Below are 13,214 nucleotides of genomic sequence, written 5' to 3' on the forward strand. Positions count from 1 at the left end.
ATATTTATATGATTGATTTCAGTCAATTCTAAGAGGGCGCGTCAATTTTTGTGCGATTGATGAGCAAATGGGTGTAACCTGCGTGCGTTGCGTGGTGAACAAGTGGAGCAAGGTGACGGCCATAAGGCGTCACCTTCAATAGCGACACGGACCTCGTAGAGGCGCGTCCTGGTGCCCGTTGATGACAAGTAGCGAGAAGTGCAGTGACCAGGTCCAGCATCAAGATCGTCATCGCGGAAGATGACCCTGTGCAGCGAGATGCGCTTTGCGCGTGGATCGGCGAAGTGATGCCGGCATGGTCCATTGTCGCGACCACCACGACGCCGGAAGAGACGCTGGATGCGCTGGAAAACTGGGCGCCGGATCTCGCGCTGATCGACATCCATCTGCAAGGCAGTCCCTCTTCGGACTGGATCCAGCGGATTCCCGCAGACTTGCCCGTCATATACGTCACGGGCGATCCCGATTTTGCGATCCATGCGTTCGACCGCGCAGCGATCGACTATCTGCTCAAGCCCGTCACGATGCGGCGGCTGCGCACCGCGCTGGAGCGGGCCGCGTCCGATCCCCGGCTGCATCGCCCCTTGATCACGCCGCCACCTGATCCTGCCGCGGCGGCTGCCCAACTGGCCGCCGACTCGCGCTGGCTGGCGGTCAGCCGGGGCCAGGAACTGCTGGTTGTTCCGTCGGCGGACGTGATCTATCTGGTGGCGGAAGAAAAATACACGCGGGTGATCTCGGTTCGCGGCGAGGGGCTGGTGAGGTCGGGTATCAATGAATTGCGCCAGAAACTGTCCGACCAGCGCATGGCCAAGATCCATCGCAGCATCGTGGTCAACATGAAATATGTGAATTCCATCCAGCGTGATGAGCTGGGGCATATCAATGTCCATTTGCTGGGGCGGACCGACGTGCTGAGAGTGAGTCGAATGTACAAGGACGCATTCAGGGAATTTTTCGACGGCATGTAGCCCACAAGGCGGACCTTCAGAGTCCGGCGGGCTGAATCAACCAGGGACGGTGCGAAGAAACCCGATTCACGGGTCGTTTGAACGTGGCCATGTGGGCCACAGGAGCGCCGTGTCATGGGAAGGCCTGAGAACCTGGGGGAGTACCTGCAGTCCGCGCGCGGCCTGGACGCCTCGCCTCTGGATGCCCTGGGTGCTTTGCTCGCACAAGCCATTTCGTTGGCGCCCGCGGACGAGCAGCGCCTGTCCAAGCAGATCGCCGATGCACGGCGCCGCTGCAAGCTGAACGGCGACCCGCGAGGCGAACTGCTCTTTCGCGCCTACCGGCTGCTGCTGGGCGGCACCGGTGTGCTGGGGGTGATGCGGCAGCGCATCGAGTGCAGGCTCGGCGGCCCGCTGTCGGATGAGGAGCGCCGCCAGATCGTGCAGGCCTTGGCCGCTTGCGATTATCCGAGGGCACAGTGGCTGGCCGGGCTGACGGCGCTCTACCAGGGCGCGGAGCTGGAATGCGGGCGCCAGGACCTCAGCGGCCAAATCCGCGCACATCGTGACGCCAGGCCCGCCGACGTGACTGCGGCGGAGCAATTGCTGGCGGAAACGCGCTACTGCTTGGCGTTGGTGAAGGCCGAGCGCTTTGGCGATGCCTTGGAGCAGGCGGTCCGCTGGCGTGACGCGGCGGTCCATCAGGGATTGCCAAGCTCCGAGCAGAACGCCACCAATTCGATCGGCAGCATTCTGCTGAGCGTCGGAGACGTGGATGCCGCGCTGCCTCAGTTTCGCCGGTTGTTGGACGAGATGCCCTTGGGTTCGGTCTCCAACTGGATGGGGCTGGCCTGCAACGTGATGCTGTGCCATGTGCTGCGCAAGGAAGGGGAGGCCGCGCTGATGGTGGCACGCTGGATCCAGGAGCGCTCCGGTGGCCAGGATTTCGGACAGCATCCGGTGCTGCCGGCACTGATCGCGCTGGCACATACGCAATGCGGCGAAGACGAGCAAGCCAGGGCCTTGATCCTGCGCGAGCCGGTCTGGAAAGAGGGATTGGGCACGCTGCTGGCAGGCAACCGCGTCTGGTTGCTCGCCCGCCTCCATCTCCATCTGAGGCAGTACGAGCAGGCGCGCGAGGTCTGCGTTGAGGGGCTGGACCAGTTCGAGCGACATGGCTGGACCTTGTCGCCCTTGAACGGCACGCAGCTGTTTGCGGCGCTCGCCGACGCCTGCGAAGCCCTGGGCGATCTGCCTGGGGCGTTGAAGGCGCTGAGGCAGTCGCAACAGTGCTGCTTCAACTGGGTCGTCGACAGCGTGGCCATGCGGTTGCGCGGTCTCATCGTTGAAAGCGCGCAGGGCGATCTGGCCATGCTGGATCGGCGCATCGAGGTGGTGCGCGAGGCCGGGCGGGCCGCCCAGGACGCGCTGCCGGAGGATTTGTCGGCGCGTCGCCTGGCCCAGGTTTCGCACGAGATCCGCAATCCTCTCAGCGGCGTCATCGCGATCACGGAGCTGCTCAAGCAGACCTCCTTGAGCCGGCGGCAGAGCCGGTATGTCGACATGGCAGGCTCGGCGGCGACGAACCTGGTGCGCCTGTGCGACGACCTGCTGGACCTGGCCAAGCTGGAGGCGGGGCGCTTTCGCATCCGGCCGGCGCCGCTGCAGCTGCCGGCCATGCTGCAGTCGGTCGTGGATCACTACCAGCTGCTGCTGGCGGATCGACCGGTGAGGCTTTCACTGACGCTGCACCCGGCGCTGCCCTCTTGCATCATCGCGGACGAACTGCGGCTGAGGCAGATCCTGTCCAACTTGCTGGGCAACGCCATCAAGTTCACGTCCTATGGGCACATCGACATCGAGGCCCGCTGGCTCACCGAGGCCTGCCAGGATTGTTCGCAGGGGCGGCTGTACGTCAGCGTCAGCGATACCGGCATCGGCTTCCCCCTTGAGGTCAAAGATCAGCTGTTCGAGGAATTCGCGCAGGCGGGCCCACACATCGGCACGAGTTTTGGGGGGGCCGGCCTGGGCCTGGCTCTGTGCCGGTCCCTGCTGAAGGAGATGGGAGGCACGATCGATGCGTCCAGCGTGCCCGGCGTGGGCAGTCGCTTCTGGTTCACCTTGCCGACCCAGGGCTGCCAAGCCTGCAGCGCCCACAGTTTCGACGAGGCCTGTCATGCCCCCGGCTGAGCCCAGGCGGCTCCGGTCAGGGTGAGGCGGCCTGGCGTGCGGCGATGGCCTTCTCAAGCCAATCCAGCGCCTCAGTCATCTTGACTCGCGTCAGAGGCTTGAGCACCTGCAGCAGCGTCAGCAGGCCGCCCTGCCAGGCGCCCGTGTCGGTTTCGCCGGTCACGCATAGCACAGGCATCTGGGCGGCCAGGGCCTGGATCCATCGCGTGTCCCGCATGCCGCGCAGGTGCAGATCCAGCACGGCGGCATGGGCGCGGTGGGCCTTCACGGCCGCCTCGGTGTCGGCCACGGTCGCGGTGTCCGCCACGACGCGCCATTCGGGCTTCGTGGCCTTGATCAGATCGACCATGGCCGCCCGCTGGATGGGGTCATCCTCGGCCACCACCACGCGGATTCGGTTTCGATCGGGCATGGTGGGGCGGGGCGCGAGGTTAGACGTTGAACAGGAAGTTCATCACATCGCCGTCCTTGACGATGTACTCCTTGCCTTCGGCGCGCATCTTGCCGGCATCCTTGGCCCCCTGCTCCCCGCGGTACTGCACGAAGTCCTCGAAGGCGATGGTCTGCGCGCGGATGAAGCCGCGTTCGAAATCGGTATGGATCACGCCGGCCGCCTGCGGCGCGGTATCGCCGATATGGATGGTCCAGGCTCGCACTTCCTTGACTCCGGCAGTGAAGTAGGTCTGCAGTCCCAGCAGCTTGAAACCGGCGCGGATCAGGCGGTTCAGCCCGGGCTCGTCCTGGCCCATCTCGGCGAGGAACAGTGCCCGGTCCTCGTCGCTCATCTCAGCCAGCTCGGCCTCGGTCTTGGCGCAGATCGCCACGACGGGGGCGTTCTGTGCCGCAGCGTACTCCTTCAGGCGGTCCAGGAGCGGATTGTTCTCAAAGCCGTCCTCGGCCACGTTGCCCACAAACATCGCCGGCTTGGCCGTGATCAGGCACAGCGGCTTGAGCACCACCAGCTCTTCCTTGCTGAAGTCGATGGCGCGCACCGGCTTGCCCTCGTTGAGCGCGGCCTCGCACTTCTTCAGCACCTCGACCAGGCGCAGCGCGTCCTTGTCGCCACCGGCCTTGGCCACTTTGGTGTAGCGCTGCAGGCTCTTCTCGACGGTGGACAGGTCCGCCAGGCACAGCTCGGTCTGGATGACCTCGATGTCGGCGATCGGGTCGACGCGGCCGTTCACGTGGATCACATTGGCATCTTCGAAACAGCGCACCACGTTGACGATGGCATCCGTCTCGCGGATGTGCGAGAGGAACTGGTTGCCCAGGCCTTCGCCCTTGGACGCGCCGGCGACCAGACCGGCGATGTCGACGAACTCGACGATCGCGGGCACGACGCGCTCGGGCTTCACCACCTCCGCGAGCTGGGCCAGACGCGGATCGGGCAGCTCCACCACGCCCACGTTGGGCTCAATGGTGCAGAAGGGATAGTTCTCGGCGGCGATGCCGGCCTTGGTCAGGGCGTTGAACAGGGTGGACTTGCCGACGTTGGGCAGGCCCACGATGCCGCATTTGAGGCTCATGAGGGGGACTTTCGGTTCGTGACACGAGGCCCGGGCAGGCCGGGACTGGGCCGGGGGCGAACGCGCCCGGACCAGCAAACGACGGTGATTTTAAGCGGCCAGACGCGCCGCAAGCCGCCCGGCCGGCTGCAGAGGTCGGGGCGGGCTGCCTACAATGCCCGTCCATGAAACAAAGCGTGGACATCCTGGTTCGAGGAGACGGGGCCGTGGGCCGCAGCCTGGCGCTGGCTCTGAGCGCCCAGGGACTGCGCGTGGCCCTGCTGGGGCCCGGTGGGTCGGCGCAACTGCCGCGCGGCGAGGACGTCCGGGCCTATGCCTTGAATGCCACGTCGGTGGCCTTGCTGCGCGAGCTGCGCGTCTGGGAGGCACTGCCGGACGATGCGCGCACGCCGGTTTATGACATGTGCGTCCATGGCGATCAACCGGGTGCCAAGCTGGCATTCAGCGCCTGGCAGCAGGGGGTGCGCGAACTGGCCTACATCGTCGATGCCGCGGCGCTGGAGGCCCAGCTGGACATGGCGTTGCGCTTCGCCCCGCACGTGCAGCGCGTGCAGCAGCCGCTGCCCGCCGCGCTGGACGCGATCTGCGAGGGCCGCGACAGCGGCAGCCGCGCGGCCCGCGGTGTGCAGCTGGAGCGCCAGCCCTATGGCCATCGTGCGATCGCGGCCCGGCTGCTGGCCGATCGGCCGCACGATGGCGTGGCGCGACAATGGTTCCGTTCGCCCGACGTGCTGGCGCTGCTGCCTTTCGATCGGCCGGTGCAGGCGGCTTCGTATGGACTGGTGTGGTCCTTGCCGGAAGCCCGCGCGCAGGCGCTGCTGGCGTTGGACGACGCGGCGTTCGAGTCGGCATTGATGGAGGCCAGCGAAGGCCAGGCCGGCATGCTGCGCCTGGCCGGCGAACGCCAAAGCTGGCCCCTGGCGCTGAGCCGCGCCGAGCCGGTGAGCGGCGAGGGCTGGGTGCTGCTGGGCGATGCCGCGCACCAGGTCCACCCGCTGGCCGGCCAGGGGCTGAACCTGGGGCTGGCCGATGTGGCCGCGCTGCGCGATGTGCTGGAGGCCCGCGAATCCTGGCGCCCGCTGGGTGATGAACGCCTGCTGCGCCGCTATGCGCGGGCGCGGGCACTGCCCAACTGGGCCATGGGCGAGCTGACCGACGCGCTGCTGCGCGGCTTTGCCCTTGAACACCCCTTGCCGGCGCGCCTGCGCAACCAAGGTTTGAGTCTTGTGGACCGGCTGGGCCCGGTGAAGCGCTGGTTGACGGCCCGCGCCCTGGGACAGTGATTTCTCTACCGACCGATAGGACGATCCGATGATGCGACTTCGCACCGCCGTGCTGGCCACCGCGCTTTCCCTGCTGGGCCTGAACGCGCTGGCCAACGAGGCGGCCATCCGCAAGGCCGTGGGCGAGCGGCTGCCGCCCTCGATCAAGATTGACGAGGTCCGTCCGACCGGCATCGCCGGGCTGTGGGAGCTGCGCATCGGCAACGAGCTGCGCTACACCGATGCCACCGGACAGTACCTGATCGAAGGCGAGATTCTGGACCTGAAGGCGCGCCGCAACCTCACCCAGGATCGTCTCAACAAGATCAACGCGATCGACTTCGCCAGCCTGCCGCTGAAGGATGCGATCGTCTGGAAGAAGGGCAGCGGCAAGCGCCGCATCGCCGTGTTCGCCGATCCCAACTGCGGCTTCTGCAAGCGGTTCGAGCGCACCCTGCAGGACGTCAAGGACATCACCGTCTACACCTTCGTGGTGCCCATCCTGGGCGGCGATTCGCCGGACAAGTCCAAGGCTGCCTGGTGCGCCAAGGACCCGACGCAGGCCTGGCGCGACTGGATGCTGGACGGCAAGCCGCTGCCCAAGCCGGCGGCGGACTGCGACGACGGTGCGATCGCCCGCAACAGCGCGCTGACGCGCAAGTTCCACATCGGCGGTACGCCGTCCATCGTGTTCGAGGACGGCAGCCGGGCTCCCGGTGCGCTGAGCGCCGAGCAACTGGAGCAGCGCCTCGCTGCGATCAAGTCCTGACCCTCACGCGGACGCGCCCACCATCATGCTCAATCCTGTCGCGCTGCGCCTGGGCTATGCCGGCCTGATCCCCTTCGTGCTGGGGGCGCTGCTGACCTGGCTGGTCCGCGAGGACGCCCACTACTATGTGACGCTGGGCTTGTCGGCCTATGCGGCGGTGATCATCTCGTTCCTGGGCGGCATCCACTGGGGGCTGGCCTTCCGCCAGGAGGTTCCGTCTCCTCAGCCCTTCGTCTGGGGCGTGGTGCCCACGCTGCTGGCCTGGGTGGGCGTGATGATGCCGGCTTATGCCGGCCTGGTGGTGCACGGCGTGGCGCTGCTGGCCTGCTATGCCGCGGACCGGCGCAGCTATCCCGCGCTGGGGGCCGGCGCCTGGCTGACCCTGCGTTTCCGCCTCAGCGTCTTGGGCGCCCTGTGCTGCTTCGTGGCGGCCAAGGCCACCTGATTTCTTTCTGCCGGTCCCGTTTCGCTTCGCCATGATCCAGCACCGCATCGCTCTTGCCGATCCTCAGGCTCACCTGTTCCGGGTCAGCCTGACGCTCAGTTCGCCCGCGCCCATCCAGGAGTTGTCGTTGCCGGTGTGGATTCCCGGCAGCTACATGGTGCGGGAGTTCTCCCGCCACCTGAGTGGATTCAAGGCCCGCCAGGGCTCGCGCGAGCTCGCGGTGGAGCAGACGGCGAAGAACCGCTGGCGCGTGCAGACTCAGGGGCGGGCGGCGCTGGTGCTGGAGTACGAGGTCTATGCCTACGACACCTCGGTGCGCGCGGCCTTCCTGTCCAGTGAGCGCGGCTTCTTCAATCCCTGCTGCCTGTGCCTGTCCGTGCCCGGGCGCGAGAACGAGGCGCAGCGCCTGGAGCTGGCCTGCCTGCCGTCCGGTTGGCAGGTGGCAACGGCGATGCGCGAACTCGGCCCGTTGCTCTACGAGGCCCAGGACTACGACGAACTCGCGGACCATCCCTTCGAGCTGGGACCGTTCTGGCGCGGGCGCTTCGAGGCGGCCGGCGTGCCGCACGAGCTGGTGGTGTCGGGCGCACTGCCGGTGTTCGATGGCGAACGTCTGCTGGAGGCCACGCGGCGCATCTGCGAGGCGCAGATCGCCTTCTGGCACGGCCCCAAGGGCCGCCCTCCAATGGACCGCTATGTGTTCCTGCTCAACACCGTCGACGACGACTACGGCGGGCTTGAGCACCGCGCGAGCACGGCCCTGCTGAGCTCGCGCCGTGACCTGCCCCGGCTCGGGCAGCCCGAGCAGAGCGACGGCTATGTGAAGCTGCTGGGGCTGATCAGCCACGAGTATTTCCATACCTGGAACGTCAAGCGCATGCGCCCGGACGTGTTCGCCCGCTATGACTACGAGCGCGAGAACTACACCGAGCTGCTGTGGTTCTTCGAGGGCTTCACCTCCTACTACGACGACCTGATGCTGGTGCGAGCCGGACTGATCGACGAGGCGCGATACCTGAAGCTGCTGGGCCAGACCTTCACCCAGGTGCTGGCGGGTCCCGGCCGGCTGCGCCAGAGCGTGGCGCAGTCCAGCTTCGAGGCCTGGACCAAGTACTACCGCCAGGACGAGAACACGCCCAACGCGGTCGTCAGCTACTACGCCAAGGGGGCGATGGTGGCGTTGGCGCTGGACCTGAGCCTGCGCGGGGCCGAGCGGGGCGCCAGTTCGCTGGACGAGTTGATGCGCGCGCTGTGGCGCGCCAGCGAAGGCGGCCCCATCGGCGAGGCCCAGATCCTGGCCACGCTGGCCTCGCTCGCGGGCGAGGACATCGCCGCGCAGCTGCGCGGCTGGGTGCACGGCACCGAAGACCTGCCGCTGCCGGCGCTGATGGAACGCATGGGCCTGCGCTGGGGGCAGGACAAGCCCAGCCTGGCCCAGCGCATCGGCGTGCGGGTGGCGGAGGAGGGCGGGCAGGTGCGTGTTCGCCAGGTGTTGTCGGGCAGCGCGGCGATGGCCGCGGGTCTGAGCGCCGGCGATGAGCTGCTGGCCTGCAATGGCTGGCGCCTGACCCGGATCGAGGACGCGCTGCTGACCCTGGACGCGCAACAGCCACAGCAGCTGGAACTGCTGGTCTCGCGCGACCAGCGCGTGCGCGGCCTGAGCCTGCTGCTGCCGCTGCAGCAGGCCGCGGTGACGCCCATCAGCCTGAGTCCGCTGGACAAGGCGCCGGCGCGTGCGCAAGGCCTGCGCCGCGCGTGGCTGACGGGGTGAGGCTCACGGTGCGCCGCTGGACGCTGGTGGCGCTGGTCGCTGGCGTGCTGCTGGCCCATCTGTGGCTGGCCGGTCGCATGGTCGACATGATGCTGGACCTGCGGCCCGATGTGCGGCAGGCGCCACCGCGGCTCAGTGCTGCGTTCGTGCGCGAGCTGCGGCCGCAGGAGCCTGCGCCCGTGCGCGCGCCGCAGGCAAGGCCGCCGGTGGCGACGTCGCCGCGGCATGCCGCGGCCGAGCCGGTGGCACGTCCGGCGTCGGATGCCGCTTCGGAACTTGAGACGCCTGCCGAGGCCGCGGCGCTGGCCAGCGCGCCGGCGAGCGCGGTGGCGGCGTCGGAGCCGCCGCCGCTGTCCGCATCGCAGCCGTCACCCGCCGTGGAGGCCGGCGCGGCGGTGGCCGCAGCGTCGGCGCCGGCCGCTGGGGGCGAGGTGTCTCCCGAATGGCCGGCCGCCACCCGCCTCGACTACCGGCTGCAGGGCAATTACCGCGGTGAAATCCAGGGCGATGCCCAGGTGAGCTGGCTGCGTGAGGGAACGCACTACCAGGTGCATCTGGATGTGCTGATCGGCTCCCGTTTCGCGCCGCTGATCCAGCGCCGCATGAGCAGCGACGGCGAGATCACCACGCAGGGCCTGAGCCCGCGCCGTTACGACGAGCACACCAAGGTGATGTTCCGCAGTCCGCGCGTGGGCAGCGTGCAGTTCGAGGGCCAGGAGCTGCAACTGGCCAACGGCCGGCGCGAGGCCCAGCCGCCCGGCGTGCAGGATGCCTCCAGCCAGTTCGTGCAGCTGACCTGGCTGTTCCTGACCGGTCGCGAGCCGCTGCGCGTGGGGCACCGCATCAGCATGCCGCTGGCCATGCCGCGCCGGCTCTACCACTGGACCTACGAAATCATCGGCGAAGAAGTGCTGGACACCGCTCTGGGGCCGCTGCAGACCTGGCACCTGAAGCCCACCGTGCAGGACTCGCGCGGCGATCTGCGCGCCGAGGTCTGGGTGGCGCCGGCGCTGCAGTACCTGCCGGTGCGGCTGCGCATCAGCCAGGACGAGAACACCTACATCGACATGCTGCTGCGCCAGCCGCCGCTGCAGGCGGCCCCGCCCGGGCCGGCCTCGGCACCGGGGCGAGGCCTATAGTTGACGCATCGCGCCGGCACGCCACTCCCGCGGGACGCGCGTGCCGGCCCCCACCTCACGAAAGGAGACCGTTTCATGTCCAACAGCTACGAATGCATCCTGACCGAAGTCGTCGGCACCGGCGAGCGCAAGACCGGCCTGATCCGCCTGAACCGCCCCAAGCAGCTCAATGCGCTCAACGACATGCTGATGGATGAACTGGGCCAGGCCCTGCTGGCCTTTGACGCCGACGAGGGCATAGGCTGCATCGTGCTGACCGGCTCCGAGCGCGCCTTCGCCGCCGGCGCCGACATTCCGACCATGGCGCCGCACAACTTCATGAGCGCCTTCAAGAGCGGCCTGATCTCCAAGAACTGGGAGACCATTCTGCGCGTGCGCAAGCCGGTGATCGGCGCGGTGGCGGGCTTCGCGCTGGGCGGCGGCTGCGAGCTGGCGATGATGTGCGACTTCCTCATCGCCGCCGACAGCGCCAAGTTCGGCCAGCCGGAGATCAAGCTGGGCATCATCCCCGGCGCCGGCGGCACGCAGCGCCTGCCCCGCGCCGTGGGCAAGAGCAAGGCCATGGACATGCTGCTGACCGCGCGCATGATGGATGCCACCGAGGCCGAGCGTGCCGGCCTGGTGTCGCGCGTCGTGCCGGCCGACCAGCTGATGACCGAGGCCCTGGCCGCGGCCGAGGCCATCAATGGCTTCAGCGCGCCGTCGACGATGCTGATCAAGGAACTGGTGAACCTGTCCTTCCAGGGCGCGCTGAGCGATGGCGTGGCCGTGGAGCGGCGCTATTTCCATGCGCTGTTCGGCAGCGAAGACCAGCGCGAAGGCATGGGCGCCTTCCTGGAGAAGCGCGCCCCCAAGTTCCAGCACCGTTGATTTGTGCGGTGGCAAATGTGCGGCATTCGCTCGAATTATTTGTGAATTGCGAATAGTCACTTGCTGCTTTGCCCGTGTTTACCCTAGGTCTTCCTCACTAGAGTTCAGGCCATGGACTGCGGCCCGGTGATCCGGGACGAGGTCCAAGCCGACAAACCTAGCGAAAGGACCTCGCGATGAACACCCGTACCCTGAGCCGTCTGGCTGTTGTGAGCGCTACCCTGCTGTGGGCCGGTCTGGCCGCGGCGCAAACCACCCCGCTGACGCGCGAGCAGGTGCTGGCGGAGCTGCAGCAGGCGCGTGCCTCCGGCGAGATGGCGGCGATGTCGGCCGAGCAGGCCGGTGTCGGCGCGCTTGCGGCGGCCCGCCGCGACAACGCCCAGAGCGCCGTGGCCACGCCCTCCCGTCCGGCTGTCAAGCCGGCGGACGCCAAGGCCGATGCGGCCAAGCCCAAGACCCGTGCCGAGGTGGTGGCCGAGCTGGAGCGTGCCCGCGCCAGCGGCGAACTGGACCAGCTCTACCAGGAAGGCGGCCCCGGTACCCAGGGCCTGCAGCGCAGCCATGTGCCGGCCCAGCAGGCCGTGGCGGGCAAGTAAGCGGTAGTCCAGCCGCCCCGGCGTCGGGACCTCCTGCGGGGCCCTGGCTCTGGATGAAAGAAAGGGAGGCCTGGGCCTCCCTTTTTGCGTCAGCCCTCGCGGCGCAGCGCGGGGAACAGGATCACGTCGCGGATGGACGGACTGTCGGTCAGCAGCATGATCAGCCGGTCGATGCCGATGCCGCAGCCGCCGGTCGGGGGCATGCCGTACTCCAGCGCGCGGATGAAGTCGGCGTCGTAATACATCGCCTCCTCGTCGCCGGCGTCCTTGTTGGCCACCTGGGCGTGGAAGCGGGCGGCCTGGTCCTCGGCGTCATTCAGCTCGGAGAAGCCGTTGCCGAACTCGCGGCCGGTGATGAAGAGCTCGAAGCGCTCGGTGATCGCGGGGTTGCTGTCGGAGGCCCGGGCCAGCGGCGACACTTCCACCGGGTAGTCGATGATGAAGGTCGGCTGCCACAGCTTTTCTTCCACCACCGCCTCGAACAGGCCGAACTGCAGCTGCGCCAGGCCCCAGTGCGCCGGCGCTTCTTCGCCGGCGGCCAGGATGCGCTCGCGCAGCAGCGCGGCGTCGTCGGCCTGGGCTTCGCTGAGGCCGGCATGCACGACCAGCGACTGGCGCACCGACAGGCGCGCGAAGGGCTGGTCCAGGTCTACGTCGCGGCCGTTGTACTGCAGCTTGGCGCTGCCGGTGGCGGCGCGCGCGGCGTGGCGCAGCACCTCTTCGGTGAAGTCCATCAGTTCATGATGCGTCCAGTAGGCCGCATAGAACTCCATCATCGTGAACTCGGGGTTGTGGCGGACCGAGATGCCTTCGTTGCGGAAATTGCGGTTGATCTCGAACACGCGCTCGAAGCCGCCGACGATCAGGCGCTTCAGGTAGAGCTCGGGCGCAATGCGCAGGAACATCTCCTGGTCCAGCGCGTTGTGGTGGGTGATGAAGGGCTTGGCATTGGCACCACCGGGGATGGGGTGCAGCATGGGCGTCTCGACCTCCAGGAAGCCGTGCTCCACCATGAAGCCGCGAATCGAGGACACGGCCTTGGAGCGCGCGATGAAGCGCTCGCGCGCCTGTTCGTCGGTGATCAGGTCCACATAGCGCTGGCGGTACTTCTGTTCCTGGTCGGTCATGCCGTGGAACTTGTCCGGCAGCGGACGCAGGCTCTTGGTCAGCAGGCGCAGCGTCGTGACCTTGACCGACAGCTCGCCGGTGCGGGTGCGGAACAGCGTGCCCTCGGCGCCGAGGATGTCGCCCAGGTCCAGATGCTTGAATTCGTCGTAGGCGGCCTCGCCCAGCGCGTCCTTGGACAGGAAGAGCTGGATGCGCCCGGTGGCGTCCTGCAGCGTCGCGAAGCTGGCCTTGCCCATGATGCGCTTGAGCATCATGCGGCCAGCCACGCTCACCTTCACCGCCTGCGGCTCCAGCTCCTCGTTGGCGATGTCGCCATAGCGCTGCTGCAACGGCAGCGCGCGTTGCTGCGGTTTGAAGTCGTTCGGAAAGGCCGCTCCCCCCTGGGCCTGGGCCTTGGCGCGGACGGCGGCGAGTTTCTCGCGGCGCTCGGCGATCAGTTGGTTGTCGTCGTGGGCGGGAGTGGCCGCTTGCGTCTGCGAGGCCTGGTCGGGGGAGTGAGGGGCGTTCATCTTGGGGTTCTGTGGAGTTGGCGCATTTTAGCGAGCGGCCCCGCTTGGAGGCTCGCCGG

The 13,214-nt window shown here is 67.8% G+C and carries 12 protein-coding genes; 9 read left to right on the top strand and 3 right to left on the bottom strand.

What is annotated here, in order from left to right; all coding sequences use genetic code 11:
- Window positions 1–203 precede the first annotated feature (203 nt).
- Window positions 204–971: a LytTR family DNA-binding domain-containing protein gene (locus tag LZ017_RS22275; protein ID WP_241397368.1), complete on the top strand. Its 768-nt coding sequence runs from the start codon at window positions 204–206 to the stop codon at window positions 969–971.
- Between the two features lie 114 nt (window positions 972–1,085).
- Window positions 1,086–3,140 carry a HAMP domain-containing sensor histidine kinase gene (locus tag LZ017_RS13510; protein ID WP_241397369.1) on the top strand — a complete coding sequence of 685 codons (2,055 nt, stop codon included), beginning with the start codon at window positions 1,086–1,088 and terminating at the stop codon, window positions 3,138–3,140.
- Between the two features lie 16 nt (window positions 3,141–3,156).
- Here LZ017_RS13510 and LZ017_RS13515 read toward each other — a convergent pair whose 3' ends face one another.
- Together LZ017_RS13515 and ychF are read right to left on the bottom strand one after the other, a co-directional pair.
- Window positions 3,157–3,552, bottom strand: coding sequence for a response regulator (locus tag LZ017_RS13515; protein WP_277604686.1), 396 nt, complete (start codon window positions 3,550–3,552; stop codon window positions 3,157–3,159).
- A gap of 19 nt (window positions 3,553–3,571) precedes the next feature.
- Window positions 3,572–4,666: a redox-regulated ATPase YchF gene (gene ychF, locus LZ017_RS13520; protein ID WP_241397371.1), complete on the bottom strand. Its 1,095-nt coding sequence runs from the start codon at window positions 4,664–4,666 to the stop codon at window positions 3,572–3,574.
- A 164-nt stretch (window positions 4,667–4,830) separates the two neighbouring features.
- Between ychF and LZ017_RS13525 the strand changes: the two genes are divergently transcribed.
- The 7 genes from LZ017_RS13525 (at window position 4,831) to LZ017_RS13555 (ending at window position 11,518) form a co-directional block, all read left to right on the top strand.
- Window positions 4,831–5,949: an FAD-dependent monooxygenase gene (locus LZ017_RS13525; RefSeq protein WP_241397372.1), complete on the top strand. Its 1,119-nt coding sequence runs from the start codon at window positions 4,831–4,833 to the stop codon at window positions 5,947–5,949.
- A 31-nt stretch (window positions 5,950–5,980) separates the two neighbouring features.
- On the top strand, window positions 5,981–6,697 hold the full coding sequence (locus tag LZ017_RS13530; RefSeq protein ID WP_241397446.1) for a DsbC family protein: 717 nt from the start codon (window positions 5,981–5,983) through the stop codon (window positions 6,695–6,697).
- A 25-nt stretch (window positions 6,698–6,722) separates the two neighbouring features.
- Window positions 6,723–7,142 (top strand): DUF3429 domain-containing protein, encoded by a 420-nt coding sequence (locus LZ017_RS13535; RefSeq protein WP_241397373.1) that lies wholly within the window; start codon window positions 6,723–6,725, stop codon window positions 7,140–7,142.
- A gap of 31 nt (window positions 7,143–7,173) precedes the next feature.
- Window positions 7,174–8,913 (top strand): M61 family metallopeptidase, encoded by a 1,740-nt coding sequence (locus tag LZ017_RS13540; protein ID WP_241397374.1) that lies wholly within the window; start codon window positions 7,174–7,176, stop codon window positions 8,911–8,913.
- Entirely contained in the window at window positions 8,910–10,052 is a 1,143-nt protein-coding gene (locus LZ017_RS13545) for a DUF3108 domain-containing protein (RefSeq protein WP_241397375.1), read from the top strand. The genes LZ017_RS13540 and LZ017_RS13545 overlap by 4 nt, the downstream gene beginning before the upstream one ends.
- 75 nt (window positions 10,053–10,127) lie before the next feature.
- Window positions 10,128–10,922, top strand: a complete 795-nt coding sequence (locus tag LZ017_RS13550; protein WP_241397376.1) for an enoyl-CoA hydratase — start codon at window positions 10,128–10,130, stop codon at window positions 10,920–10,922.
- Window positions 10,923–11,098: 176 nt separating this feature from the next.
- The gene (locus LZ017_RS13555) at window positions 11,099–11,518 is read left to right on the top strand and encodes a DUF4148 domain-containing protein (protein ID WP_241397377.1); all 420 of its coding nucleotides are present in this window, start codon (window positions 11,099–11,101) and stop codon (window positions 11,516–11,518) included.
- Between the two features lie 89 nt (window positions 11,519–11,607).
- Here LZ017_RS13555 and lysS read toward each other — a convergent pair whose 3' ends face one another.
- Window positions 11,608–13,155, bottom strand: a complete 1,548-nt coding sequence (lysS, locus tag LZ017_RS13560; protein WP_241397378.1) for a lysine--tRNA ligase — start codon at window positions 13,153–13,155, stop codon at window positions 11,608–11,610.
- Between the last annotated feature and the right edge of the window lie 59 nt (window positions 13,156–13,214).

Source organism: Pelomonas sp. CA6 (assembly GCF_022549225.1).
Classification (GTDB): Bacteria; Pseudomonadota; Gammaproteobacteria; order Burkholderiales; family Burkholderiaceae_C; genus Roseateles.

Bases quoted from the DNA above. Each gene is read 5' to 3' on its own strand.
- LZ017_RS13510 (WP_241397369.1), top strand. From the start codon at position 1,086: ATGGGAAGGCCTGAGAACCTGGGGGAGTACCTGCAGTCCGCGCGCGGC.
- LZ017_RS13540 (WP_241397374.1), top strand. From the start codon at position 7,174: ATGATCCAGCACCGCATCGCTCTTGCCGATCCTCAGGCTCACCTGTTC.
- LZ017_RS13515 (WP_277604686.1), bottom strand. From the start codon at position 3,552: ATGCCCGATCGAAACCGAATCCGCGTGGTGGTGGCCGAGGATGACCCC.
- LZ017_RS13530 (WP_241397446.1), top strand. From the start codon at position 5,981: ATGCGACTTCGCACCGCCGTGCTGGCCACCGCGCTTTCCCTGCTGGGC.
- LZ017_RS13535 (WP_241397373.1), top strand. From the start codon at position 6,723: ATGCTCAATCCTGTCGCGCTGCGCCTGGGCTATGCCGGCCTGATCCCC.
- lysS (WP_241397378.1), bottom strand. From the start codon at position 13,155: ATGAACGCCCCTCACTCCCCCGACCAGGCCTCGCAGACGCAAGCGGCC.
- LZ017_RS13525 (WP_241397372.1), top strand. From the start codon at position 4,831: ATGAAACAAAGCGTGGACATCCTGGTTCGAGGAGACGGGGCCGTGGGC.
- LZ017_RS13555 (WP_241397377.1), top strand. From the start codon at position 11,099: ATGAACACCCGTACCCTGAGCCGTCTGGCTGTTGTGAGCGCTACCCTG.
- ychF (WP_241397371.1), bottom strand. From the start codon at position 4,666: ATGAGCCTCAAATGCGGCATCGTGGGCCTGCCCAACGTCGGCAAGTCC.
- LZ017_RS13550 (WP_241397376.1), top strand. From the start codon at position 10,128: ATGTCCAACAGCTACGAATGCATCCTGACCGAAGTCGTCGGCACCGGC.